Raw genomic sequence first — 25,544 nt, forward strand, 5'->3', positions numbered from 1 at the left:
CGTCGGGGTCCTTGCGGCGGACAAATTTCGAGGCTATTGGCTAGCCCTCACGCTCCCTTCGTCTAGCGGTTAGGACGCGGCCCTCTCAAGGCTGAAACAGGGGTTCGATTCCCCTAGGGAGCGCCATTGTCTTCAACCCAGCCCTTCCCCTGATCTCGATTTGATTGTTCCACCCCTTGGGTGAACCTGTGGCATTGGCAATCAATATCCGGGCCGAGAACGAGTCTGCCGGCGAGATCGAGCGGTTGTGGGATCAGGTTGCCGTGTTCGAGGTCGAGGCCTCGATGCGCGCCCTCGGCTATCGGCCCCATTTTACATTTGCCATCTACGACTCGGCGGCGGTTGACGAGAAGGCTGCGTGGGACGCGATGCTGGCAGCTGTTGCCGGCGAGACGCAACTGCGGATCGAGTTCAAGCGAATTCGCTGGTTCGAAGGTTCTCCGCTCGTTCTCTGGGCGGAGCCGGAGGCCAATGAAACCCTGGCTCGCATCCATGCCGCCATCAGCGCGGCAACTGATCCAGCGCATTGTCGTCCTCATTACCGGCCCGGCGCCTGGACCCCCCATTGCACGCTCGGCACCGCCGTTGCCGATGAGCGGCGCGATGAGGCGATTGCCTTTGCACGCGCGTTTGATCGCAACATGGAAGTGCTGTTCGACGTGGCGGATTGCGTCGTCTTTCCTCCGGTGCGGATCATCGCCGAGCGGAGATTGCCGCCGTAATTGGTGGCCGCTTCGGCGTCATTGATTGCAATGCATCAATTGGCGCCCCACCGCCGCCCTCTCACGCCGTCGTGCCGTCGATCGACCGCCGGATCACCTGCTGCACTTGCCCATTCGACAGGAACAGATCGTGGTTGACGATGCCCCAGCCTTCCGCTGACGCATCGATCACGCGCACGCCGAGCCGCGCGATAGCGGCCTTCTCGGCGGCGCCGACCCTGGTCATGCCGCCTGCGAGCTGTCCCGACAGCGCCAGTGCGCGGTCGTTGGTCGCGGCGATCACGGTGATCTTGCCGGCGAGCGGGCCGATGCGCTGGACCGCCGAGGAGAACACGTCCATGTCGATATCGGGCGCGGCAAACACCACCGCGCCGATCTTGCTCGTGACCGTCTCGCCGTATCGCGCATGGAGCTGGCGCAGGCTTTCGAGCGTCAGCATGGTTCCCATGCTGTGCGCAACGATGTGCACGCGGCCCGTCCCCGGCGCCGACACCAGCGTCGAGAGCACCCGTTCGAAATCGTCGCGCGACCACATCGCGCTGTCGCGGTCATAGGCGTAGTCGAACAGCCCGGCCTTGGAGGGCCAGGCGAACACCATGGTGCGGCCGCGGAACTTGATCGCATCGGAGAGGTAGGCGCCATCCAGCACCGCCGTCTCGAACGTCTGCTTGAAGCCATGCACATAGATCAGCACGTCGCCTCCGCCGGCCTGCGCGGCGAGGTCGCCGGCGTCGGCCGGCACCGGTTCGATCCGATCAAGACGCCAGCTGCCAAGTCCGACCGAGGCGAGCGACAGGCGGCTCTCGTCGGGCGCCACCAGCTTGGCCCGCGCGACCGTCATGCTCGTTGCGCGCTCCGGCCCGAACCAGGGTTTGGCGCGAGCACCATTCACGGGCTTGCGCGTGGTGGCGACAAGCAATGTGGAGTCGACGGAGAGCGACGAGGCGTCGAAGCGCGCGCCGGTCGCACCCAAGCCGGCGCATCCGCCGAGCGCGAGGGCGCTCCCTGTCGACAGAAGTCCGCCGAGGAAAGCGCGGCGCGACATGGAATGGTCGCGTTGCGGAAGATCTTGGACGATCACACGGAACCTTTGGGAACTTTGCCCACCTTAATGCCGCCCCGCCTAGTCCCTGAATGACAATGGGGGCGAGAAGACGGCGAAGGAGCCTTGCGTACCTCGTGACGTTCGAACGCGTGCCAGGTCAGTCGGCGATTTCGATGGAATGGAGCTCGCACCAATTGCGCTTCCTGAAGAAATGGCAGACGTCGTCGAAATCATCAGGCAGGAACTCGCGGACAAAGGCCAGCGCCAGGGGCTTGCCGAGGCCGAGATCTCGTTTGTCCGGGAGCGGGAGATATTTCTCCCGGTCGTCGATGTCATCGGGCAGTTCGTCGTTGAACTCTTCCCCGTCCATGAAGTCGGTCTGATAGAAGATATTTCCGGTCTGTTTGCAGACGAAGGCGCGAAACTCTCCCATGTCGCCGTTGGTGTTGGCGAACTCGAACGCTGTGATGATGTCTTGGAACTTCGCGGGCATCGGACTTGGCTCCAAATCGCCGCAACTGCGGCCCCCTCAAGCCGCCTCGTAAGACGCGATTTTCCTGATCTGAGGTGCGAGCACGTCTTCCGCCGTTTCGAGGTCGAAACGGGTCTGGATGTTCATCCAGAACGCCGCGCCGGTCTTGAAGAATTTTCCCAGCCGCAGCGCGGTGTCGGCCGTGACGGGCTTTTCTTCGCGCGCAATGCGCTCGATCCGGGTGCGCGGCACGTTCAGCGCGGCCGCGACCGCGTAGGGGGTCAGCTTGAGCGGAACGAGAAATTCTTCGCGCAGGATTTCGCCGGGATGAATCGGCGGAAGTCTCCTTGCCATCTGCGAACTCCTTTTTGTTGGCCACAATCGGCCCGTCGAATTAGTGATAGTCCATGATCTCGACGTCTTCCGGTCCCGCGTCCGTCCATCGGAACACGATCCGCCACTGATCGTTGATGCGGATCGAGTGCTTGCCCGCCAATTCGCCCTTGAGAGCTACGAGGCGATTGCCGGGAGGCGACCTGAGGGCTTCGAGAAAATCGGCGGCGTCCACCATGATGAGCTTTCGGCGCGCGATCTTTGCGAGGTCCGCCGGAAACCCCTTCGGGATCGCCCGGGCCTGAAGGATAGGTTTGGCGAATTTCCCCCGGAAGCTCTTGATCATGGTTGTACGTATCTCATTGAGATACGTACTTCAAGGCCTTGGTATCTCGTCGAGATACCAACTGGCCATCGCCAGGCCGGTCGAGGTCGCCCGTCGGGCGAAACACCCCAATCCGCTGTCAATCCCTCTTCGCAAAAACATTCCACTTTACCGAAATTCGGATTCGGCGTATGTGTCGGGCATCCCAGCCCACCAAAGGGGCGGTCGTACGTCGTTTCGAGCGCGGGCTGGGATTGCGGTGGACGCGGGCGGCGTTAAAGGCGGAGCTTGCGCGTGCAGGGCGAGATCACCTCGTGAGCATGCGTGACCCGCGAAGACGAACGGCGCCCCTGCGTACGGCGAAACCGTGTGGTCCTGGCCGTCGTTGCTACGGTCAAGCCTTTCGCGGAGATGCCAGCGAGCCCGACCGGGCAGACTGCATCATCCAATTCGCGGGGCGAGGGAGGCCAGAAGGAAAGTTCGGCTCCCGGGAGAGCGCGGCATACAGGCCGTCAGACCATCGCGCAGGGAAGGCCGGGTTTTGGCTGCCCTGTGTCTCCCCTGTGCATTGCGTGTGCATCCATTCAGCACGGGGGTCTTTACGGGTGCCAGCCGGCGCCCGGCCTTCCCTGCGCCCTTTCCTTCGAGAGGGTGAGAAGAGAAGCACAGCTCGGGCACATCATGCCGCGAGGACGTGGGCGCTTGTCCGCGATTTGCCTGCCAGACGATCTTCCCTATCAGCATGCTGCGTCGGCTCCGGTGGAGGTGGTCGTCGCTTCCGGAATCTGCCTTGATGCGATCTCGAGGTGGAGGAGTGACGATATGAGCGGTATGGTGATCTCTGGCGGCCGGGTGGTGGATCCCGCAAGCGGCATGGATGCCGTCGCCGACGTGGCGGTAATGGACGGCAGGATCGCTGCGGTCGGCTCCTCGCTTGGCGGCGCCGAGCGGGTGATCGACGCCACCGGGCTCGTGGTCGCCCCCGGCTTCATCGATCTGCACGCGCACGGCCAGTCGATCCCCGCCGACCGCATGCAGGCGTTCGACGGCGTCACGACCACGCTCGATCTCGAGGCCGGCGTGCTGCCGGTGGCGTCCTGGTATGAGCGCCAGGCCAGGAAGGGGCGCGTGCTGAACTATGGTGCCGCCACCAACTGGGCCTTTGCGCGCATCGGCGCGATGACCGGCTCCAATGCCGAGAGCTCGCTGGAGGCGTTCGGCAACGCCATGCGCGACCGCCGCTGGATGGACAATGTCGCGACCGACGCGGAAGTCTCCGGCATTCTCGAACGTCTCGGGCGCGGGCTCAACGAAGGCGGCATCGGTATCGGCATCCTCAATGCTTACGCGCCGGGCGCCGGCGTGCAGGAGCTGACCGCGGTCTGCCAGCTCGCGGCTGCCAGGAACGTGCCGACCTTCACCCATGTCGCCTTCATGTCGCGCATCGACCCCGAAAGCGCGGTGGAAGCCTATATCCGCCTGATCGGCTATGCCGGCGCCACCGGCGCGCACATGCACATCTGCCATTTCAACTCGTCGAGCAAGACCGACGTCGAGCGCTGCCGCGCGCTGATCGCCAAAGCGCAGGCGCAGGGCCTGCCGATCACAGTCGAGGCCTATCCCTACGGCACCGGCTCGACCGTGCTGGCCGCCGCCTTCTTCAGCGACCCCGAATTCGTCGAGCGCAACGGCACCGGCTACGATTCCGTGCAGCGCGTGACCGACGGCTATCGCTTCCACGACCGCGAGGAGCTGTTGAAGGCGCAGGCGGAGGAGCCGTCCTCGCTGGTGCTCTGGCACATCCTCGACACCGAGCACAATGCCCATCACCGCGACCTGCTCGACATGTCGGTGCTGTATCCCGGCGGCGCCATCGCCTCCGACGCGATGCCGTGGACAACGTCGGACGGCAAGACCTACACCGGCGATGCCTGGCCGCTGCCTGATGATGCCACCTCGCATCCGCGCTCGGCCGGCTGCTTCACCAAGTTCATTCGCGAATGGGTGCGCGAGCGCAAGACGGTGTCGCTGCTGGAAGGCGTGCGCAAATGCGCGCTGATCCCGGCCGAGATCTTGTCGCAGAGCACGCCGGCGATGCGCGCCAAAGGCCGGCTGCAACAAGGTGCGGACGCCGACATCGTCGTGTTCGACTACGAAAAACTCTCGGACCGCGCCACCTTCACGGCGATGAACCGTCCGTCCGAGGGCGTGCGGCACCTGATCGTCAGCGGCGAGGTGCTGATCAGCGACGGCATTCTCGATGTCGCGGCGCGGCCGGGAAAACCGGTGCGCCGCCCCGTCGTCGAGGGCTGACCCATGCCGGTCCCCATTCTGCTGGTCACGGGCTTTCTGGGGGCGGGCAAAACGACTGTCGTGAACCACCTGCTGGCGCATGCGGAGGGACGGCGCATCGCCGCCGTCGTCAACGATTTCGGCGCCATCAACATCGATGCCGAGCTGATCGCGGGCGCCAGCGACGGCGTGGTCAGCCTCGCCAATGGCTGCATCTGCTGCTCGCTGGAAGGCGACCTGCTCCGCACGCTTTCGACGCTGCTGCGGCGTGATCCGAAGCCCGATTATATCGTGATCGAGACCAGCGGCGTCGCCGATCCCGCCGACATCGTCCGCAATCTGATGGATCCCGTGATCCTGCGCGAGGCGCTGCTGGAGACGGTGCTGTGCGTGATGGACGCCGGCACACCGCCGGCCGCCCTCGACGATGCCCTCCAGCGTTCGCAATTGCGCGTCGCCGACATCGTGGCGCTCAGCAAGCTCGATCTGGCGGACGAGGGCGCGGGAATGCGGATGCGCGCCGCCATTCGCGCTCAGCGCGTTCCTGCAATGGTCGTCGATGCGCCACACGGCGCAATTCCGTCCGCGCTGCTGTTTCCCACGCATGTCGATCGCGCGCCCGCGCCGCGCACGCCCGGGCCGAAACGGCCGGCTGAGGACCGTTTCGAGACGCTGAGCTGGACCTCCGAGCATCCGCTGTCGCTGCCGCGCCTGCAACAGGCGATCGCCAGGCTGGCGCCGAAGCTGGCGCGCGCAAAAGGCCTGTTCGAGACGGTTGAGCAGCCCGGCCGCCAGATGGTGTTTCAATTCGCCGGCGGCCGCGCCACGCTGGCCCCTGGCGATGCGCCCGCGCCGGGCGTGCCGCGCGCGCGGATCGTCTTCATCGCCGAGCTCGGCGTGCTTTCGAAGGCGGAGCTCGACAGCATCATGGCGGCATGCGTTGCGGATGAGAAAGGTTCTGAAGGCGGAATAGGATTTGGATGACGCGATGCAGGCCGAGAACTCGAACACCTCGCCCGTAGGGAGAGGTCGGATCGCATCGAAAGATGCGATCCGGGTGAGGGGTTACAGTCTCACTGAGCACTGGATTGCCGATCGAACCAGGACCGTCTCGCCTTGGTCCCGATGCACCTTGCCGAAAATTCTCAAGAGGGGATATGCGCCCAGAACCCGTCGAGGCCTCAGCACAGGGCAAGCGCGTTGACCGCCCGTGTCGCCGCGTCTTCCTTGCCGGAGCCGACCAGCTGGCAGACGATGGATTCGAGCTCGCCCGGCTGCTTGCGGCGCGCGACCGCCAGCAATTGCATCAATCCGGCCTCGTCCTTCGACAGGCGCCGGCAGGACGGCGGCATGAAGCACAATTCGCAGGGCCGGCCGCTGCGCAGGATTCTGACCAGCGCGGCAGCGCGTGCCACCAGCAGCGGACTGTCGGAGACGCCGGGCGCCTCGTCGGCAAAGCGATAGGCCGCTTCCCAGCAATCGGAGGCGCCGGTCGTATAGGCCGCCCCGATGAACCGGAACAACGACAGCGCGACGCGGCAGAAATCGTCGTAGCTTTCGACGTAAGGGTGCGCCGCAAGCGCGGCCTGGAGCGGACAGAGCCGCGACTGGCCGGCGGCCGGGACCGTCACAGAACCGCAGACATTGGGGGACATGAACGATCTCGTCAGTGCAGCGTCGGGCTTCCGACCAGCCAGCTCTTCATCGCCATGGTGCGGTCATGATCGAAAGACCGCACCTGGCGGTCGGGCAGGATGAGGCCTGCCATGCGGAAGATCGTCGCGAGCCCCCGCACAGGCGCGAGCGCCCAATCGGCGCCGACCGGCGGCAGCCAGCTCTCGAACCGCTCGCGCGCGATGTCGATGCGATCCTGTTGTGCCGCGGCGATGGCATGCAAAATTTCCCGCTCGCTGTCCGACACGCGCGGGCAGGTCGGGCAGTGCACTTCGATGGCCGTATGGGCCGTGCAGGCGAATATCTCGATGATGGATTCCAGCGAGGCCACGGCATCGCCTACGCGAAAATGGTCGTACACTTCCTGGATGTCGGCTGCGGTCGGAACGGCACCTCCGCTGCGTGCCTTGGCCCGGAATCCCCAGATGAAGAGCCGTTCCGCCGCGCTCAGCGCGGGCAGGTCGAGAGACCTTGGTGATGTCGATGGATGCATGGAGCCTCTGGCCCTTGGCTGCTCGCACGCCACAGCTGGCGCGGGTTGTCTGCGTCGATCGTTCTGCCAGAGCCCCTGCCAAGTCAACGCGCGGAAGGCCGATATCGAGGTGTTCTAGATTTGAAGAGGTTTACATTCGAATGCGAGGCCGGGTCGTTGGACGACGACAGCGATGCGCGGCGGCGGGCCTGCGGCGGCCGCTGGCGGAACCGGAATGCTTAAGGCTTTGCTAAGAGGGGCGGGATAAATTGGCATATCTGTACCGCCAATTCTGCGAGCTCCGATGATTTTCTCCCGCATCAGTTTCAAGCTGGTCCTCATTGTCGGCATCAGCCTGCTCGGCATGATCGCGTTGGCGCCGATCGCGCTGTCGACCCTGCGCACCCAGATGGTGGCCGATCGCCAGGCCAAGACGCAGCAGATGGTCGACGTCGGCTACGGCATTCTCGCCCATTATCAGAAGCTCGAGAGCGAAGGAAAACTGCCGCGCGAACAGGCCCAGGCCGCCGCAACGGCCGAGATCAAGAGCCTGCGTTACGACAAGGTCGAGTACTTCTGGATCAACGACATGACCCCCAAGATGGTCATGCATCCGATCAAGCCGGAACTCGACGGCAAGGATCTGTCCGGCATGAAGGATCCCGCCGGCAACGCCCTGTTCCTGGGCTTCGTCGACGTGGTCAAGAAGCAGGGGGCGGGCTTCTACGGCTATCTCTGGCCCAAGCCCGGCTTCGACCAGCCGGTCGGGAAAATCTCCTATGTGAAGGGCTTTGCGCCCTGGGGCTGGGTCATCGGCACCGGCATCTATCTCGACGATGTCGACACCGCGTTCCGCCAGAACGCGATGACTTTCGCCTACATCTGCCTGGCCGTGCTGGTCGTGGTCCTTGCTGCCTCCTTCCTGATCGGCCGCAGCGTCACCGGACCGCTGGCCCGGATCACCGCGCTGACCGAGCGCCTCGCCGCCGGCGACAGCGCCTTCGAGGTGCCCTACATCGATCGTCGCGACGAGGTCGGCGGGCTCGCCAAGGCACTCGCCGTGTTCAAGGACAATGCGTCGGCCGTTCGCCAGATGCATGCCGAGCAGGAAGAGATGAAGCGGAAAGCCGATGACGAGAAGCGCAAGGCGATGACCGACCTCGCCGGCAAGTTCGAGGCGAGCGTCCAGGCCGTCGTCCGCGACGTCTTCGACGAGGCGCGCGCGATGCAACAGGCCGCGCAGGGCATGTCGGAGACCGCGAACAAGGCGAGCGACCGCGCCAGCTTCGTCGCATCCGCCTGCCAGCAGGCATCGACGAACGTGCAGACCGTGGCCTCCGCCGCCGGTGAGCTGTCGTCCTCGATCTCGGAGATCAGCCAGCGCGTCGCGCAGGCCGCGACCGTGGCCGACAAGGCCGCCGCCGACGGGCAGCGCACCAACGACACCGTGCAGGGGCTGGCTGCGGCCGCGCACAAGATCGGCGAGGTCATCGACCTCATCAACCAGATCGCCTCGCAGACCAATCTGCTCGCGCTCAATGCCACCATCGAGGCGGCGCGGGCCGGCGAGGCCGGCAAGGGCTTTGCGGTGGTCGCGAGCGAAGTGAAGTCGCTGGCGAGCCAGACCGCGAAGGCAACCGACGAGATCGGCGCGCAGATCACCGCGATCCAGGCCGAGACCAATCAGGTCGTCGGCAACATCGAAAGCATCCGCGCCACCATCATGGAGGTCAACGAGATCTCCTCGTCGATCGCCGCAGCCGTCGAGGAGCAGGGCGCCGCGACTGCCGCCATCGCCCACAGCGTGCAGGAGGCGGCGTCCGGCACCGACCAGGTTTCGCAGAACATCTCCGGCGTCACCGAGGCCACCGCGGCGACCGGCCAGGCCGCTGGCCTCGTGCTGCAATCCAGCGGCCGTCTGACGCAGAAGCTGCAATCGCTTCAGGACGAGGTCAGCACCTTCGTTGCCGGCGTGCGCGCCGCCTAGCGGGCGACGGCGCGAAAATGCGCGGCGATCTCGGCGCGCGTTGCGATCCAGACGCGGCCCTGCAGCCGCGCCAGTTCGGCGAGAATGGCTTTCACTGCGCGGAAGCGCGCGGGCCGGCCGCAAATGCGCAAATGAAGGCCGACTGTCAGCATCGCGGATCGGCCGCGCTCGGCTTCCTCGATCAAGGTCGCGAACGCAGCGCCGACGTAATCAGAAAAATCCTCTGGCTGCACAAAACCGTTCGGATGAAAGAACTTCATGTCGTTGGTGTCGAAGCCGTAGGGCAGGATCAGCATCGATCCGCGCGGTGACCGGCTCCAATAAGGCAGGTCGTCGTCGAGCGCGTTGCTGTCATAGGCGAAGCCGAGATCGGTCAGCAGGTCGCGGGTCCATGGGCTCTGGCTCCCGCGTGACATGAAGCCGACCGGCGTGACGCCGGTCGCATGTGCGATGACATCGCGCGTCCTCTCGATGTCGCGGCGCTCGGTCTCGGCGTTGCCGTAGAGCGCGTGCGGCAGCCAGCGCCAGCCGTGCACCGCCGGCTCGTGCCCGGCCTCGATCGCGGCGCGGGCAAGGTCCGGCACGCGCTCCACGGCGCGGCCGCACATCATGAAGGTGGAGCGGACATTGGCGTCGGCAAAAGCGTCGAGAAAGCGCCACAGGCCGGCGCGCATGCCGTAGTCGAACACCTGCTCCTGCACGAGATCGCGGACGCCCGGCGGCGATGTCGAGGCGACCTCGCCATAGCGTTCCGTCTCCGCGTCACCCTGCTCGACGGCGAGCTCGGCGCCTTCCTCGAAATTCACCACCAGCGACACCGCAACGCGGGCGCCGTTGGGCCAGATAATCTCCGGGCGTGCCCTTCCATAGCCACGAAGATCGCGTTCGATCGGCATGGTCAGCGGCTCCCGATCTGGCGGCTGACGCCGCCGAAGAGTTCGGCGCAGACGAGGCCGGCCAGCGTCACAAGCACGATCACGCCGGAGACGGCGGCGACGCGCACGTCGAGGCTGCCTTCGAGGATCGCCCAGAGCTTGATCGGCAGCACCTCGGTGCGCGCATCCGCCAGGAACAGCGAGACCGGAACATTGTCGAACGAGGTCAGAAACGCCACAAAGCAGCTCGCGACGATGCCGCGGCGGATCAGCGGCAGCGTGATGCGGCGGAAGGTGTACCAGCGGCTGGCACCAAGGCTGAGCGAACAGGTGATCAGAACCGGATTGAGCTGCTGCACCGACGCGCCGACCATCCGGATCACGAAGGGTACGCAGATGATGGTGTGGCCGAGCACCAACGTCGCCGCCGACAGGCGGATGCCGAGCAGGTTGAATACGAGCAGCAGCGACAGCCCGAACGCCATCGCGGGCAGCACCATCGGCGACATGAACAGCGCATCCAGTGCGCGCGCGATCTTCAGCCGGCTGCGTGCAAGCCCAAGCGCCGCCGCGCCGCCCAGCACCCCGGAGAGAACGGTCGCCGCCGCAGCAACCTTCAGGCTGGTCAGCGCGGGCTCGACGATCTCCTGCGATTGCAGCAGTTCGACATACCAGCGCAGCGACCAGCTCGGCGGCGGAAACTTCAGCGTGATGCCGCCGGTGAAGGAGATGATGACCACGACCAGCGTCGGCGCTAGCAGCAACAGCATGCCGAAGCTAGTAATGGCTCCGACGACGCCGGAATAAAGGCGGTCAATGAGGTTACGCTGCATCGACGCCTCGCACGAAGTGGCGGGACAGCACGCCGATCGCAAAGACGATGCCGGTCACGGCCAGCGTGAAGATCAGCGACAGCGCTGCCGAGAACGGCCAGTCCTGCACACCGACCGCCTGCTGGTAGATGTAGGACGGCATCAGGATGATACGTCCGCCGCCGACCAGCGTCTGGGTGATGAAGGCGGTTGCGGCCGCTGCAAAGACGAGCAGCCATCCGGCGATGGCGCCGGGCAATGTGAGCGGCAGGATGACCGTGATGAAAATGCGGGCGCGGCTTGCACCCAGTCCTTCCGCCGCCCGTGTCAGATTGCCGTCGAGTCGCAGCAGGCTGTTGATGACCGGCAGCGCCATCAGGGGAAGCTGGATCTGGGTCAGCGCCAGCACCATGCCCTCCCAGGTGTAGAGCAGCCGGGCCGGTGCCTGCCAAAACCCGAGCGACAGCATCGCCGAATTGATAATGCCGTCGCGGCCGAGGATGACGATCCAGGCAAAGGTGCGCACCACCGTGCTGGTCAGGATCGGCAGCATGATCAGGAACGTGATAAGGGTGCGCAGGAATTGCCCGCTCGCGACATAGACCAGCGCGAGCGGGTAAGCGAGGATCAGCGTCGCCAGTGCGACTTCCGCACCCAGCAACAGCGTATCCGACAGTACCCTGAGGCTGAACGGATCAGACAGGAAGCGCAAATATTGCACCGGCGACAGGCCGGAGAATTGCGGATCGCGGAACAAGCTGACCAGCACGAGCGCGGCCAGCGGCAGCACGAAGGCCGCGAAGAACAGCGCTGCCAGCGGGACCACTGGCAGCAACTGTCTAGAACCGCTCGTGCTGGCCGGTGTCATCTCAGATCCTCACTTCCTTGCTGAAGCGGGTGATCCATTCGCCCCGCATCGCCTGGAATTTGGTCCAGTCGAGCAGGACATTGCTGGCGACGAGATCATCGACGCTCTTGGCCACCGTGAGATTCGCGCCGGTCAGCGCTACCTTGCTGTTGGTCGGCATCATCACCCAGGGCGACGCCTCCAGCCCCTTCTGCGTGTCGACCGACATCACCGTGTCGAGATAGTCCAGCACCGCTTTCGAATCCTGGTTGTTTTTGACGATCTGCGCACTGGTGCGGATCACGACGGCGCCGGACTTCGGTTTGGCGAAGGCGATATCGACGCCCTTGGCGGCGAGCAGCGCCACGTTGTTCCAGAAATTGAAGGCGATATCGATCTCGCCTTGCTGGAACAGCGCCGCCAGTGCGCCGGGCGAGGCCGCGATCGCGCCGACATTCGGCAAGAGCTTCTTGATGGCCTCGAAAGCCGGCTCGATATTGGTCTCGGAGCCGCCGTTCAGCTTTGCGATCTCGACCATGAAGGCGGTGCCGAGGCTCGAGCCGAGCCCGGTGATGCCGACGCGGCCCTTGTATTCGGGCTTCCACAGATCCTCCCACGAGGTCGGCGGCGTCGTGATCTTCTTCGGATTGTAGGCGATGCCGATCAACTGGCAGGTGATGACAGGTGCGTAACCGTCGGGATGACGGAATGCGCCTGGAATGTCGGCAAAGGATTTCGACTGCTCGACCGGGAATTTTTCCAGTACGCCGCTCGCGATCGCCGGGATCAGCGGGCCCTCGTCGAACAGAACCACGTCGAACGGCGGCGCGTTGCGCGAGGCCTGGATCTTGCCGATCTGGTCCACGCCGAGCAGGGGCGTGAAGGTGACGCTGCCGTCGCTGGTCTTCTTGAAAGCGGGCCCGACCACCGAGCGGAAGGCCTCGTCGAAGCTGCCGGGATAGGTCGTCGCCACGATGGAAGAGGCGGCGCGCGATGATGTCGGCCATCCCAGGCCCGCCAACGCAAGCGCGGCCGAACCCGAGGTGAGCAGCGATCTCCGGGATAGGCTCATGTCAAACACTCCTTTGCTGATGCTGTGAAAATTCGTCGACCGGCGTGCTGAAAACGCTGACGCGTGAAATGTCGGAGATCGCAAGCCAGGCCGTCTCTCCTACCTGCGCCTTCGCGATGCCGGCGGCGCGGGCCTGGCTGATCTTCACGGCTTCGCCGCTCGCGGTGATGCCCTCGGTGACGCTGATGGCGCCGAGCGGCACAGTGGCGCGGATGGTGACGGGAATGGCGCCGGGTCGCTCGGCACCGAATGCGATGTTCTCCGGCCGCACCGAGAGCGTCACCGGCGAGCCGCGCCGTCGCTGCGCGGAACGCCCGAGGTCGATCTCCGGTCCTGCATCGAGCTGTACGCGGTCGGTTTCGGTCACGGTGCCGCGCAAAAGGTTGGTGTGCCCGATGAAGCTCGAGATGAACAGGCTCGCCGGTTGGTCGTAAAGCGCATCCGGGCTGTCGATCTGCTCGATCCGACCCCTGTTGAGCACGACGATGCGGTCGGCCATCGACAGCGCTTCCTCCTGGTCGTGCGTGACGATGATGGAGGTGACGCCAAAAGTCTTCAGCAGGCTCTTGATCTCGATCTGCATGTCGAGGCGCAAATTCTTGTCGAGCGCCGAGAACGGCTCGTCGAGCAGGACGAGGCCCGGATCGATCGCAAGCGCGCGCGCCAGCGCGACGCGCTGCTGCTGTCCACCGGAGAGTTCTCCGGGAAGCCTGCGCGCGTACGAAGCCATCTGGGCGAGGCCGAGCATCTGCTCGACCTTCGCCGCGACCACATCCTTCGCCGTCTTGCGCGCCCGCAGACCGTAGGCGACGTTCTCGAACACGGTCAGATGCGGAAACAGCGCATAGTTCTGGAACACCATGCCGATGCGGCGGCGATTGGCGGGAATATGCTCGACCCTTGCGCCGTCGAAGCGGACCTCGCCCTTGGACGGGCGCAGGAAGCCCGCGATGATCTGAAGCATCGTGGTCTTGCCGCAGCCGGACGGGCCAAGCAGCGCGATCAGCTCACCGGCTGCGACGGTGAGGTTGATCTCGTCCAGCGCGACGGTCGCGCCGAAGGCGTGGCCGATGCCCTTCAGATCCAGCGAATGTCCGCGCTCGTCACTCAACGCCAGCTCCATCCTTCGCGTTGTCTCAGCGCGAGGGGGTTAGCAAGCGACGTGCCAGTGCGGGCCATTCGCTAAAGCGTTGTAGATGCTGCGTTAAAATTCAGGCGCCAAAAATTGGCGCCAATTTGTTGTCTATATTGTAAACAGTCGGCGGCTCGTTTGTGCAAAAAATGGGCTCCGGCAACATCCGGGAATCCTGTAAGAGCGACGCATGAAGCGAACCCGCCCCCTCAAGCGCAAGCCGAAGCGCCCCGAGCCGAAACGCAGGGAGCCCGAAGCCATCGATCCGCGCAGCATCGACGATGATCCGGTGGTGCAGGGCATCTTGACCGCGATCAGCCAGAAGCGGCTGAAGCCCGGCGCCAAGCTCGGCGAGGACAAGCTTGCCGCAGCCTTCGGCACGACGCGAATTCACATCCGCCAGGCACTCACCCATCTCGCCTCGCGCAAGGTGGTGATGCAGATCCCCAACCGCGGCGCGTTCGTGTACCGGCCGAGCTGGGAGGAGGCGCAGGATATTTTCGCCGCGCGCCGCATCATCGAAACGGCCGCCGTCGCTACCGCCATCGACCGGCTGGACAAGGCAGGCAAGGCCGCGTTGAAGGCCCATATGGAGCTCGAGGCGCGCCACGATCGCAACGACCGCTGGGCCTCGCTGTCGCTCACGGCGGAATTCCACATCCTGGTCGCCAAGCTCGCGGGCAACAAAGTGCTGCTCGACATGTCGCGCGAGCTGATGCTGCGGACGTCGCTCGCGATCGCGACCTTCGAGCAGCCGGGTGAGCCGGACTGCTCGCCCGACGCGCACCCCGACATCGGGGCACTGATCCTCGCAAAGGACAAGGCCGGCGCGATCCACGCCATGCGCCATCACATCGAGGAGATGGAGCAGCGGATCAGGCCTGGGGAAGGCGAGGACGAGGTCGACGAGCTCACCGCGATCTTCCAGGAGATCGGTGCGCGGGCGCGGGCGGGCGGATAGCGTGGCCGGCCGCCGCATTCTCCTGATCAATCCGAACAGCAGCGAGGCGACGACCGCGATGATGGTCGCCATCGCGAAGTCTGCAGTCACGGACGGCTTCGACATTGTCGGCGCAACGGCCACGCGGGCGCCGACGATGATCGTGTCGGCGAAGGCGTTGGACGAGGCCGCGCCCGAGGTCGAGGACATTGCGCGGGCACATCAGAATTCTTGTGACGGCTTCATCGTCGCCGCGTTCGGAGACCCCGGTCTCGCCGAGATCAAGACAGCGCTGAATTTGCCTGCGGTCGGCATTGGCGAGTCCTCGATGCTGGAAGCTGCGGAGAAAGGCCGCCGCTTCGGCGTCGCGACTACGACGCCGTTGCTGGGTGCGAAAATCGCCGCGCTGCCTGACGCGCTGGGATTGCGTTCGCACTACGCCGGCACGCGCTTTGCCGATGGCGATCCAGAGGCGCTGATGCGCGATTCGGCGCGGCTGCGCGACGCGCTGGCCCGCGCGGTCGAGGCCTGTATCGCGCAGGATGGCGCGGAGGCCGTCATTATCGGCGGCGGGCCGCTGGGCGAAGCCGCGCGCGAGCTTCAGCCGGTGTTCGCTGTCCCCGTTATCGCGCCGATCCCGTCTGCCGTGGCGCGGATTATTCGCCTCATCGCGGCGCGCCCGGCCGACTGATATTCCGGCCGACGGGAGCGGTCACTGCGATCGGCTTTCCTACCCTTGACGGCTGCGGCTAAAGTGAAGAAGCAGGATCATCGAACCTGCCGACCCGCGCCTCGGCTCGCGGGCATGGAGACGCCGCATGTCGTTCAAGAAGCTCCTGATCGCCAATCGCGGCGAGATTGCCATCCGCATTGCGCGGGCTGCGGCCGATGCCGGCATCGCGACGGTTGCGATCCATCCCGCCGACGATGCGCTGTCGCTGCACGTGCGTGTGGCCGACGACGCCATCGAAATCCCAGGCCGCGGCGCCCGGGCCTATCTCGATATCGACGCGGTGGTGACGGCGGCGAAAGGCATCGGCTGCGACGCCGTGCATCCCGGCTATGGCTTCCTCAGCGAGAACGCAGCGTTCGCAAAGGCCTGCGCCGATGCGGGTCTTACCTTCGTCGGCCCAAAGCCGGCGGCGCTCGACCTGTTCGGCGACAAGGTCGCGGCTCGGCAATTGGCCAAGCGCTGCGGCGTGCCGATCATCGCCGGCACCAGCGGGCCGTCGAGCCTGGAGGAAATCACGGCGTTCTTCACCTCGCTCGGCAGCAACGCGGCCATCGTCATCAAGGCGATGGCGGGCGGCGGCGGGCGCGGCATGCGCGTGGTGGAGAACGCCTCCGATCTCGCGGAGGCCTATGCCCGCTGCCAGTCGGAGGCCAAGGCCGCCTTCGGCTACGACGGTGTCTATGCCGAGCGCCTGATCCGGCAGGCGCGCCATATCGAGGTGCAGATCATCGGCGACAAGCATGGCGCGATCACCCATCTCTGGGAACGCGAATGCACCATCCAGCGCCGGCACCAGAAGCTGATCGAGGTCGCGCCGAGCCCCTCGCTGAGCGACTCCTTGCGCGGCCGCATCATCGACGCGGCGATGCAGCTTGCAGCGGCCGCGGCCTACGACAATCTCGGCACGTTCGAGTTCCTGGTCGAGGGCACCGCCGAGGACAGCTTTGCCTTCATCGAGGCCAATCCGCGGCTTCAGGTCGAGCACACCGTGACCGAAGAGGTGCTTGGCCTCGATCTCGTCCGCGCCCAGCTCGCCGTCGCTGCGGGGGCTTCGCTGGCTTCCCTCGGTCTGGCACAGGAATCCGTCCCGAAGCCCCGCGGCCATGCCATGCAGCTCCGTGTCAACATGGAGACGCTTGACGAGACCGGCGCGACGCATCCGACCGGCGGCGTGCTGGCCGTATTCGAGCCGCCCTCCGGGCCGGGCGTGCGCGTCGATAGTTTCGGTTATTCCGGCTACAAGACCAGCGCCGCCTTCGATTCGCTGCTGGCAAAGGTCATCGTGCATACGCCGGGCGAAGCCTGGCATGACGTGGTGGCCAAGGCGTCGCGCGCCTTGCGCGAGTTCCGCATCGACGGTGTGGTCACCAACATCGCCTTCCTCCAGGCCGTGCTGGTGCATCCCGATTTCAGGACCAACCGCATCGCGACTGATTTCATCGACCGCAATATCGCAAAGCTCGTCGAGGCCGCCGATGGCGCAGCCAAGCCGCTCTATTTTGCCGCGGCGGAACGAAGCGCAGCGCACGGCACCGAAGCGCATGTCGCCCAGGTGGTGCCCGAAGGCGCGGTTTTGGTCGCAGCGCCCTTGCAGGGCACCATCGTCACCATTCAGGTGAAGGAAGGCGAGATCGTGCGCCCGGGCCAGCAGCTCGCGGTGATCGAGTCCATGAAGATGGAGCATCTCGTGATGGCCGAGCAGGGCGGCCGGGTCATGAAGCTCGTTGCCGGCGACGGCGTCACGCTGCTGCATGGCGAGCCGATCATGTATCTGGAGCCGCTCGACGTCGCGGCGGATCACACGGCCGCGGAAGCCGATGTGGATCTCGACTACATCCGCCCGGATCTTGCCGAGCTGATCGCCCGCCAGGCCAACACGCTGGATGCGAACCGCCCGGCCGCGGTCGAGCGCCGCCGCAACACCAACCAGCGCACCGCGCGCGAGAACGTCGCCCAGCTCGTCGACGAAGGCTCGTTCATGGAATATGGCAGCCTCGCGATCGCGGCGCAGCGGCGCCGGCGCAAGCTCGACGATCTCATCAAGAACACGCCGGCTGACGGCCTCGTCATGGGCGTCGCCACCGTGAACGGCGAGAAGTTCGGCCCCGAGGGCGCGCGCTGCATCGTCGTGGCCTATGACTACACCGTGCTCGCGGGCACGCAGGGCCACATGAATCACAAGAAGATCGACCGCATGCTGACCCTTGCGGAAGACTGGCGCGTCCCGCTGGTGTTCTATGCCGAAGGCGGCGGCGGCCGGCCCGGCGACACCGACCGGCTCGGCATGACCGGGCTCGACGGCCCGTCCTTCGTGCAGTTCGCAAGGTTGTCCGGCCTCGTCCCTGTCGTCGGCGTCGTCTCCGGTTACTGCTTCGCCGGCAACGCCGCGATGCTCGGCTGCTGCGACGTCATCATCGCCACCAAGAACGCCTCGATCGGCATGGGCGGCCCGGCCATGATCGAGGGCGGCGGCCTCGGCGTCTATCATCCGGCCGAGGTCGGCCCTGTGTCGTTCCAGTCGCCCAACGGCGTCATCGACATCCTGGTCGAGGACGAGGAGGAGGCGACAAGGGTCGCGCAGAAATATCTGTCGTATTTCCAGGGTCCGGTGGCGGAGTGGCAAGCCGCCGACCAGCGCCTGCTTCGCCGCGCCATCCCCGAGAACCGCTTGCGCGTCTACGACATCCGCAGCGTGATCGATCTCGTCGCGGACAAGGATTCCGTGCTGGAGCTGCGCTGCGACTACGGCGTCGGCATGATCACCGCGCTGATCCGTATCGAAGGCAAGCCGTTCGGTCTGATCGCCAACAATCCGCGCCATCTCGGCGGCGCCATCGATGCCGATGCCGGCGACAAGGCCGCGCGCTTCCTCCAGCTCTGCGATGCCTTCGATCTGCCGATCGTCTCGCTCTGCGACACGCCCGGCTTCATGGTCGGTCCGGAGGCCGAGAAGACCGCGATCGTCCGCCACGTCTCGCGCATGTTCGTGACCGGCGCGAGCCTCACCGTGCCGCTGTTCGGCATCGTGCTGCGCAAGGGCTATGGTCTCGGTGCGCAGTCGATGATCGGCGGCGGCTTCCACGCCTCGTTCTTCACCGCGGCCTGGCCGACCGGCGAGTTCGGCGGCATGGGCCTGGAAGGCTATGTCCGCCTCGGCTTCCGCAAGGAGATGGAGGCGATCGCCGACCCCGAGGAGCGCGAGACCTATTATCGCAACAAGGTCGCCGAGCTCTATGCCAACGGCAAGGCGGTCTCGATCGCCTCGGTGTTCGAGATCGACAACGTCATCGACCCCGCCGAGACGCGGCGGTGGATCATGGCGGGCCTGCGCTCGGTGCCGAAGCCGCCGGCGCGAACGGCGAAGAAGCGGCCGTGCATCGATACGTGGTGAGGGCGGTGCAGCAATAGATGAGGCCGTCATTCCGGGGCGATGCGAAGCATCGAACCCGGAATCTCGAGATTCCGGGTTCGGCTCTTCGAGCCGCCCCGGAATGACGGCAAAACCGGTTCCCGATTGACATCCCCGCCTGTGGTGCCAGACTTTGCACAATAATACAGGGTGGAGACGTCCGCGATGGCCAGCTTGTCGGCCTCGAACCATGTCGCCCGTGTCTTGTCGGTCGCCAATCATGTGGCCGACGTCGATGCCTCTTCGCGAATTGCCAATTCCTGGCGACGGTGCCTCGTCAACCACAAGCTCGATCCGGCCCGGCAGGGACCGCCGCAGACCTTCACCGAAGCCGAGGTCCGGCATGCCGCCGAGCCGATGGAGGAGACGATCAGGCTCGCAATGCCCGAGCTCGACGATCTCGCCCGTGCGCTGCGCGACGCCGGCTATTGCGTCAATCTCGCTGATGCCAACGCAACCATGCTGTTCAGCCGCCTGCCGGGCGAAGCCGACGCAAGGATGTTTCTGGACTGGAAGATCTATACGGGCTCGAATTTCGCCGAGACGTTCGAGGGCACCAATGGCCTCGGCACGGCGCTGGCCGAGGAGAAGCCGATCCTGGTGCATCGCGACGAACATTTCCGCGCGCAGTGGCACATGTTCTCCTGCGCCGTGGCGCCGCTGTTCGACCAGGCCGGCCGGCTCGCCGGCGCCGTCAACATCACCTCCTGCCGTGAGGATCTGGAGCGCACCGCACATCAGCTCGCGCTCGCGGTGACGATGCAGGCGACCCGGCGCATCGAGGGCGCGATCTTCCGTGCCCATTTCCGCAACGCCTGGATCGCCACCGTGCCCGGTGACGGTGGCAGCGGCCTCATCGCCTATGACGATGACCGCCGCGTCGTCGGCGCCTGCCGCTCCGCGCGCGCACTGCTGGGCCTCACCGACGGCATGATCGCGTCCGGCATCGATGTGTCCCGCTACGTCCGTTTTGATCATCAGGCCGTGCGCGGCACGGATGAGCTCGTCGAGCAGCGTCGGGCGGATGGCAGTCCGTTGGGCCAGGGGCATGTGGCGCCGCCGATGCGCGCAAAGCCCCTTGCACCACGCCGCGACGCGCCCGTCGATCGCTTCGATGCGCTGCATCGGCTCGCCGGCCGCGATCCCGAAATGGTCAAGAGCGTGAAGCGGCTCGGGGCCGTCATCGATCGCGATCTGCCGGTGCTGCTGCAGGGCGAGACCGGCGTCGGCAAGGATGTGTTCGCGCGGGCCATTCACGCGGCGAGCAACCGGGCGCGCAACAATTATGTCGCCCTGAATTGCGCGGCGATGCCGGAGAGCCTGATCGACGCCGAACTGTTCGGCTACGAGGCCGGCGCCTTCACCGGCGCGCGCCGCGACGGCTCGAAAGGCCTGATCGTGCAGGCCCATGGCGGCACGCTGTTCCTCGACGAGATCGGCGACATGCCGATCGCGCTGCAGACGCGGCTGCTGCGCGTCCTGGAAAACCGCGAGGTCTGGCCGCTCGGTGCGCTCAAGCCGGTGGCGGTCGACATCCGATTGATCAGCGCCACCCATCGCGACCTCGGCGGCATGGTGGAGGAGGGGAGCTTCCGCGCCGATCTCTACTTCCGTCTGCGCGGCATCGCGGTGCGCCTGCCGGCCCTGCGCGAGCGGGCGGACAGGGACGATATCATCCGCCAGATCGCGCGCGAGGAAGCGCCGGGCTGCAGGCTATCGGACGAAGCATGGTCGCAGCTTGCGGCCTATCCGTATCCCGGCAACATGCGCCAGCTCCGCCACGTGCTGCGGCTCGCCGGCTGCACCGCGGAAGACGGTGTCATCACGGATGCGGATCTCGATTTGCCACCGTTCGGTGGACGGGCAGCGGAGTCCGATCTCGCGGCCGCCGAACGCGCCACGATCGTCGGCGCCCTGCGCGCGCATGGTGGCCGCGTCGCCGAAGCGGCTCGCGCCCTGAAGCTCAGCCGCGCGACGCTGTATCGGAAGATCAAGCAATTGAAGATCGAGTCCGTCTGAACCTTGGCCCGGCGCGACGTCCCACTTCCGCCGAAACAGGCTCGGAACGTGGGCGGCGCTAGGAACGCCCAGCGCCGGATGGGGCGCCGCGAACGGGCATTGCCGCAAATTGCGAGAGAGGAGGAGGCTCGATGGAGGAGATCGAAGTCTTTCTGGCTGTCGTCGAAGCCGGCAGCCAGACCGCGGCTGCGCGACGGTTGGGGCGCTCGCTCCAGTCGGTCAACCGGGCGCTGTCTGCGCTGGAACGTAGTGTCGGGGTCGAACTGGTGCGGCGGACCACGCGGCAGTCGGTGGCGACGGAGGCGGGGCTTGCGTTCTATCGTCGCGTCAAGCCAGCCTTTGCCGAAATCAGTGAAGCGCGCCTCGAGGCGGCAAACCGGCGCGTCGAGCCCTCCGGGCTGCTCAGGGTCGCTGCGCCAATCCAGTTCGGGGCCACCCATGTCGTGCCGGCCATTGCCGAGTTCATGGCGCGCTTTCCGCAGATCGAGGCCGACGTCAACATGTCCGATCGGCCCGTCGATGTCGTCGGTGACGGCTTCGATCTCGCCGTCCGGATCAGGGAATTGCCCGATTCCTCGCTCAAGACGCGGCGACTGGGAGAGTTGCGCACGGTTGTCTACGGCGCGCCCGATTATTTCGAGCGCCACGGCCGCCCGCGCCAGCCCGGCGATCTTGCCGATCATCAATGCATCCTGCGCAGGACTGCTCAGGGCGAAGCCGATGTTTGGCGGTTTCGGATCGACGGCCGCTTGACCACCGTACAGGTGAATGGCCGTTTTCGCACCGACAGCACCACGGCGGCGCATGCTGCCGCTCGTCATGGCATCGGTGTCGGATATGGTCCGTTCTGGCAGATCCGCGATCTCGTCGACCAGGAGGCTCTCGAAATCGTGCTCGCGGATTTCGAGGCACCGCGAACGCCCGTGCGTGCAGTGTTTCCACCCAGCGCGATTCCGCCGGCCAAGACGCATCTCTTCGTCGATCTCCTGGCCGAGAGGCTGAAGCTCGAGCGGCTTTGAGCGACGTCCGGAACGCATTCTACCGATTGGCGGGAATGTCTATCCCGCGCCACGCCCGTTGTCCCGGCGCCGGGGCCATCGCAGCTTGACGCGCAAGGGCACTTTCGCCCTGCGAGAAGGACTGCGCCATGACTCCCAACAGACGGACACTCCTCCATGCGGGCGTCGGCGTCACCGCGACGCTGGCATCCGCTGCTCTTGCCGGACAGCCGTCCGGCCCGCGCGATTCGCAATCGCCCGGGCCCCTGCTCGCGAACGACGCAGAATCGCGCGCGGCGGCCGCGCAGGATTTCGGCCACATCGTGGATAGACGGCCTCGGGCCGTCTGCAAGCCGGCGACGAGCGGCGAGGTCGCCGACATCATGCGCTGGGCCAAGGACCAGGGGCTGAAGGTTGCGGCGCGCGGGCAGGGTCACGCAACCTATGGCCGGGCCATGGCCGAGGACGGCATCGTGATGGATCTTGGCATGCTGGCCACGATCCATCGGGTCGAGCCGGATCGCGTCGTGGTCGATGCCGGTGCGACCTGGCACAAGGTGGTGGATGCGACCTTGGCCAAAGGGCTCGTTCCGCCGGTCTTGACCAATTACCTCGAACTGTCCGTCGGCGGCACGCTTGCCGTCGGGGGCATCGGGGGATCCTCATCCCGGCACGGTCTCCAGACCGATCAGGTTCTGGAACTCGACGTCGTCACCGGCGAAGGCGTGGAACTCACCTGTTCGCCGACCTCGCATTCCGAGCTCTTCGATGCCGTTCGAGCCGGACTTGCGCAATGCGCGATCATCGTCAGAGCGACGCTTCGGTTGATGCGCGCTCCCGAGCGGGTTCGCCGATTTCAGCTGTCCTATCCCGATCTTGCCTCGCTCACGGCAGATCAGCGGCGCGTTCTGGAAGAGGCGCGCTTCGATCAGTTGCAGGGGGCTGTCGTGCCCGACGGCACCGGCGGCTGGCGCTATCAAATGGAGGCGGGTGTCTTCTACGACGGCAAGATGCCTGACGACGGGGCCTTGCTCGCGGGCCTGGCGGACAAGCGCGAGACCGTCTCCGACCTGACTTTTGGCGAGGACGCGAACGCATTCGCCAAGCTCGAGAAGATCCTGCGGGCGAATGGCCAATGGCTCAATCCGCATCCCTGGCTCCTGACCTATCTGCCCGGCAGCAACGCGCTGAAGATCGCGCGCGATGTCATTGCCGAACTGAACAGCGATGATCTGGGCCCGTTCGGGCGCATCACCTACTATCCGATGTTCACCGACCGATGCCGCACGCCCCTGCTTCGGCTTCCTGACGAACGCGTCGTGTTTCCGTTCAATCTGATCCGTATCCCGGCGTCGGCAGACAGGGCGAATGCGGAGCGGCTGGTCATGCGAAACCGCGAGCTCTATGAGCGCATTCGCAGCGCAGGTGGTGTGTTGTATCCAGTGAGCGCGCTCCCGATGTCGTCCAGCGATTGGACGGATCATTTCGGTGTGCGATGGTCGCTCTTGCGCGAAGCCAAGGGGAGGCATGACCCCGGCAGCCATCTCACTCCGGGCTATGAGCTGTTCTAGATCGGCGTATCCTGCATCGGCCTCGTCAGGAGAAATCCGTCCAGCTCAGGTGTCGCGCGTCGAGGTCGCCGATCGTCACGCCCTCGCGCATCTCCCGCGGCGTATGGAAGTTGCTGCGCAAGTACACGAGCGGCGTCGCCATGGCCGAATGCGAGGCGCTGCGGACCTCGCCGACGAAGATCGAATGGGTCCTGGTCTCGAACTCCTGCGCCAGCACGCAGTCGAACGCGGCGACCGCGTCGGTCAGCACCGGCGCGCCGGTCGCACCCCGCGTCCACTGCCCGAACGCGAAGCGGTCGTCGCCGTTGATGCCCTTCTGGCCGCTGAAAGTGAGCGCGAGCAGGGCGTGATCCTCGTGCAGGAAGCTGACCGCAAACGCGCCTTCCTCGCGGATGCGCGCATGGGCGCTGGCGTTGCGGTTGACGCAGACGATCAGCGAGGGCGGGGTGTCCGACAGCGAGCAGGCCGAGGTCACCGTCAGGCCCGTGCGCTTGCCGTGCTCGGTCCCCACCGTCACCAGTGCCACCGCGCCGGCGCATTGGCGCATCGCCTGCTTGAAGTCCTTGGCGTCGACCGTCACGCGGAAATCTCCGAAATAAATGCGGGTGCGGAACGATCGCGCCGCACCCGCTGAGCGTCAAGCCGCCTTCCTCGCAGAACCGAGATGCGCAAGGCGCGGCATCACCTCGTTCTTCAATAGCGAGAGCGAATGGTGCCAGGCTTCGGCCTTGTGCTTGTAGTCGAAGCCGAACACCAGGAGCACGCCGAAGCCGCCGACCTCGTCGTAGATCTTCTCGATCTTTTCGGCGACGGTCGCGGGCGAGCCGACGATCCAGTTCCGCTTGGCGCAATATTCGACGGTGACGTCGCTGTCGGGCACGTCGGGCGCGTGCTTCAGATAGTCCTTGAAGCCGAAATGGCCGAGCAGCGGCAGGAAGTACTCGCTCATCATCCGGCCCATCATGTCGCCGGTCGAGAGCCTCCAGGCCTCCTCGTCCGTGTCGGCGACGAACACCTCGCGCACCAGCCGCCAGTCCTGCCGGTTCGGCTTGCGCCCGGTCTTGGCGGCGCCGATCTCGACGGAATCCCAGTGGCTGGAGACATAGGCCGGGTTGAGGTTGAGGCTCATCGGGATGAAGCCGCGCTCGCCTGCGAGCTTCAGCGTGTCCGAGTTCTTGGAGAGGCCCGCAACGCCGATCGGCGGATGCGGCGCCTGCAGCGGCTTGATGTGCGGCTTGAGGAAGTCGAACATCGTGTCCGGCTTGGAGACCGTCCAGAACTTGCCTTTGTAGGTCCAGGGCGCGGGATCGCTCCACATCTTCAGGATGATTTCCAGCGCCTCTCGGGTCATGTCGCGGTTCTGCCCGCTCATGCCGTCGACGTTGAACATCGCCCAGTCGCTCGGCAGGCCGGATGCGGCGACGCCGAAATTGAGCCGGCCCTCGGAGAGATGGTCGAGCATCGCGACGCGGTTGGCGAGCTCGGCCGGGTGGTGATAGGGCAGCAGGAAACCGCCCGGCCCGATGCGAAGCTTCTTGGTCTGCATCAGCGCCTGCGCGATCAGGAGGTCGGGCGTGGGATTGGGTTCCCACGGTGCGGTGTGGTGCTCGCCGACCCAGGCCTCCTGATAGCCGAGCTCGTCGAGCCAGCGCATGACCTGCAGGTCCCAGTCGTTCCCTTCCTTCAGGCCGCACTCCGGCGGATGCGAAGGCATCGTGAAATAGCCGATCTCCATGGGTTTCCTCATCTGATGTTGCCGCGTCTTGTCGCGCGTTGACGGCGTTGAGCGGGGAGCGTTCAGCAAGCGCTGTGCC

At 65.7% G+C, this 25,544-nt stretch carries 23 protein-coding genes and 1 tRNA gene; 11 read left to right on the forward strand and 13 right to left on the reverse strand.

Features of this window, described 5'->3' with window-relative positions:
* Window positions 1-51 precede the first annotated feature (51 nt).
* Both D6B98_RS22845 and D6B98_RS22850 read left to right on the forward strand, forming a co-directional pair.
* Window positions 52-126, forward strand: a tRNA-Glu gene (locus D6B98_RS22845).
* Window positions 127-188: 62 nt separating this feature from the next.
* Window positions 189-722 carry a 2'-5' RNA ligase family protein gene (locus D6B98_RS22850; RefSeq protein ID WP_126259304.1) on the forward strand — a complete coding sequence of 178 codons (534 nt, stop codon included), beginning with the start codon at window positions 189-191 and terminating at the stop codon, window positions 720-722.
* A gap of 61 nt (window positions 723-783) precedes the next feature.
* Here the strand turns inward: D6B98_RS22850 and D6B98_RS22855 are convergent, their stop codons facing one another.
* The 4 genes from D6B98_RS22855 to D6B98_RS22870 form a co-directional block, all read right to left on the reverse strand.
* On the reverse strand, window positions 784-1,767 hold the full coding sequence (locus D6B98_RS22855; RefSeq protein ID WP_245481443.1) for an alpha/beta hydrolase: 984 nt from the start codon (window positions 1,765-1,767) through the stop codon (window positions 784-786).
* A gap of 157 nt (window positions 1,768-1,924) precedes the next feature.
* Window positions 1,925-2,260, reverse strand: coding sequence for a hypothetical protein (locus tag D6B98_RS22860; RefSeq protein WP_205680518.1), 336 nt, complete (start codon window positions 2,258-2,260; stop codon window positions 1,925-1,927).
* 36 nt (window positions 2,261-2,296) lie between these two features.
* The gene (locus D6B98_RS22865; protein ID WP_126259163.1) at window positions 2,297-2,593 is read right to left on the reverse strand and encodes a HigA family addiction module antitoxin; all 297 of its coding nucleotides are present in this window, start codon (window positions 2,591-2,593) and stop codon (window positions 2,297-2,299) included.
* A 40-nt stretch (window positions 2,594-2,633) separates the two neighbouring features.
* A complete protein-coding gene (locus tag D6B98_RS22870) occupies window positions 2,634-2,918 on the reverse strand; it encodes a type II toxin-antitoxin system RelE/ParE family toxin (RefSeq protein ID WP_126259164.1) in 285 nt (94 codons plus the stop codon).
* Window positions 2,919-3,578: 660 nt separating this feature from the next.
* On the opposite strand from D6B98_RS22870, the gene D6B98_RS22875 reads away from it, so the two are divergent.
* Both D6B98_RS22875 and D6B98_RS22880 read left to right on the forward strand, forming a co-directional pair.
* Window positions 3,579-5,210, forward strand: a complete 1,632-nt coding sequence (locus tag D6B98_RS22875) for an amidohydrolase family protein (protein WP_126259165.1) — start codon at window positions 3,579-3,581, stop codon at window positions 5,208-5,210.
* A gap of 3 nt (window positions 5,211-5,213) precedes the next feature.
* Window positions 5,214-6,173 (forward strand): CobW family GTP-binding protein, encoded by a 960-nt coding sequence (locus tag D6B98_RS22880; protein WP_126259166.1) that lies wholly within the window; start codon window positions 5,214-5,216, stop codon window positions 6,171-6,173.
* Window positions 6,174-6,370: 197 nt separating this feature from the next.
* Here the strand turns inward: D6B98_RS22880 and D6B98_RS22885 are convergent, their stop codons facing one another.
* Window positions 6,371-6,844 (reverse strand): hypothetical protein, encoded by a 474-nt coding sequence (locus tag D6B98_RS22885; RefSeq protein ID WP_126259167.1) that lies wholly within the window; start codon window positions 6,842-6,844, stop codon window positions 6,371-6,373.
* An 11-nt stretch (window positions 6,845-6,855) separates the two neighbouring features.
* Complete coding sequence (locus D6B98_RS22890; RefSeq protein ID WP_126259168.1) at window positions 6,856-7,356, reverse strand: hypothetical protein; 501 nt, start codon at window positions 7,354-7,356, stop codon at window positions 6,856-6,858.
* 283 nt (window positions 7,357-7,639) lie between these two features.
* Here D6B98_RS22890 and D6B98_RS22895 point away from each other — a divergent pair, with 283 nt between their 5' ends.
* The gene (locus tag D6B98_RS22895; RefSeq protein WP_126259169.1) at window positions 7,640-9,322 is read left to right on the forward strand and encodes a methyl-accepting chemotaxis protein; all 1,683 of its coding nucleotides are present in this window, start codon (window positions 7,640-7,642) and stop codon (window positions 9,320-9,322) included.
* Here D6B98_RS22895 and D6B98_RS22900 read toward each other — a convergent pair.
* The 5 genes from D6B98_RS22900 to D6B98_RS22920 are packed head-to-tail and all read right to left on the reverse strand — an operon-like array spanning window position 9,319 to window position 14,051.
* Entirely contained in the window at window positions 9,319-10,218 is a 900-nt protein-coding gene (locus D6B98_RS22900; protein WP_126259170.1) for a polysaccharide deacetylase family protein, read from the reverse strand. The genes D6B98_RS22895 and D6B98_RS22900 overlap by 4 nt on opposite strands.
* A gap of 2 nt (window positions 10,219-10,220) precedes the next feature.
* Window positions 10,221-11,030: an ABC transporter permease gene (locus D6B98_RS22905; RefSeq protein ID WP_126259171.1), complete on the reverse strand. Its 810-nt coding sequence runs from the start codon at window positions 11,028-11,030 to the stop codon at window positions 10,221-10,223.
* Window positions 11,020-11,877 (reverse strand): ABC transporter permease, encoded by an 858-nt coding sequence (locus D6B98_RS22910; protein WP_126259172.1) that lies wholly within the window; start codon window positions 11,875-11,877, stop codon window positions 11,020-11,022. The genes D6B98_RS22905 and D6B98_RS22910 overlap by 11 nt, the downstream gene beginning before the upstream one ends.
* A 1-nt stretch (window position 11,878) precedes the next feature.
* On the reverse strand, window positions 11,879-12,928 hold the full coding sequence (locus tag D6B98_RS22915; protein ID WP_126259173.1) for an extracellular solute-binding protein: 1,050 nt from the start codon (window positions 12,926-12,928) through the stop codon (window positions 11,879-11,881).
* Window position 12,929: 1 nt separating this feature from the next.
* Window positions 12,930-14,051 (reverse strand): ABC transporter ATP-binding protein, encoded by a 1,122-nt coding sequence (locus D6B98_RS22920; RefSeq protein ID WP_126259174.1) that lies wholly within the window; start codon window positions 14,049-14,051, stop codon window positions 12,930-12,932.
* Between the two features lie 199 nt (window positions 14,052-14,250).
* Between D6B98_RS22920 and D6B98_RS22925 the strand changes: the two genes are divergently transcribed.
* The 6 genes from D6B98_RS22925 (at window position 14,251) to D6B98_RS22955 (ending at window position 23,730) form a co-directional block, all read left to right on the forward strand.
* The gene (locus D6B98_RS22925) at window positions 14,251-15,021 is read left to right on the forward strand and encodes a GntR family transcriptional regulator (protein ID WP_126259175.1); all 771 of its coding nucleotides are present in this window, start codon (window positions 14,251-14,253) and stop codon (window positions 15,019-15,021) included.
* A gap of 1 nt (window position 15,022) precedes the next feature.
* Entirely contained in the window at window positions 15,023-15,691 is a 669-nt protein-coding gene (locus D6B98_RS22930; RefSeq protein ID WP_126259176.1) for an aspartate/glutamate racemase family protein, read from the forward strand.
* Window positions 15,692-15,818: 127 nt separating this feature from the next.
* The gene (locus D6B98_RS22935; RefSeq protein ID WP_126259177.1) at window positions 15,819-19,124 is read left to right on the forward strand and encodes an acetyl-CoA carboxylase family protein; all 3,306 of its coding nucleotides are present in this window, start codon (window positions 15,819-15,821) and stop codon (window positions 19,122-19,124) included.
* A gap of 183 nt (window positions 19,125-19,307) precedes the next feature.
* Entirely contained in the window at window positions 19,308-21,161 is a 1,854-nt protein-coding gene (locus tag D6B98_RS22945) for a sigma-54-dependent Fis family transcriptional regulator (protein WP_164718792.1), read from the forward strand.
* 131 nt (window positions 21,162-21,292) lie between these two features.
* Window positions 21,293-22,180, forward strand: coding sequence for a LysR family transcriptional regulator (locus tag D6B98_RS22950; RefSeq protein ID WP_126259179.1), 888 nt, complete (start codon window positions 21,293-21,295; stop codon window positions 22,178-22,180).
* Between the two features lie 128 nt (window positions 22,181-22,308).
* The gene (locus D6B98_RS22955) at window positions 22,309-23,730 is read left to right on the forward strand and encodes an FAD-binding protein (RefSeq protein WP_126259180.1); all 1,422 of its coding nucleotides are present in this window, start codon (window positions 22,309-22,311) and stop codon (window positions 23,728-23,730) included.
* 25 nt (window positions 23,731-23,755) lie between these two features.
* On the opposite strand, the gene D6B98_RS22960 is transcribed toward D6B98_RS22955, so the two are convergent.
* Window positions 23,756-24,310: a flavin reductase family protein gene (locus D6B98_RS22960; protein WP_126259181.1), complete on the reverse strand. Its 555-nt coding sequence runs from the start codon at window positions 24,308-24,310 to the stop codon at window positions 23,756-23,758.
* A 57-nt stretch (window positions 24,311-24,367) separates the two neighbouring features.
* Window positions 24,368-25,465, reverse strand: a complete 1,098-nt coding sequence (locus tag D6B98_RS22965; RefSeq protein ID WP_126259305.1) for an LLM class flavin-dependent oxidoreductase — start codon at window positions 25,463-25,465, stop codon at window positions 24,368-24,370.
* Between the last annotated feature and the right edge of the window lie 79 nt (window positions 25,466-25,544).

This window comes from Bradyrhizobium sp. LVM 105 (genome assembly GCF_003957705.1).
Taxonomy (GTDB): domain Bacteria; phylum Pseudomonadota; class Alphaproteobacteria; order Rhizobiales; family Xanthobacteraceae; genus Bradyrhizobium; species Bradyrhizobium frederickii.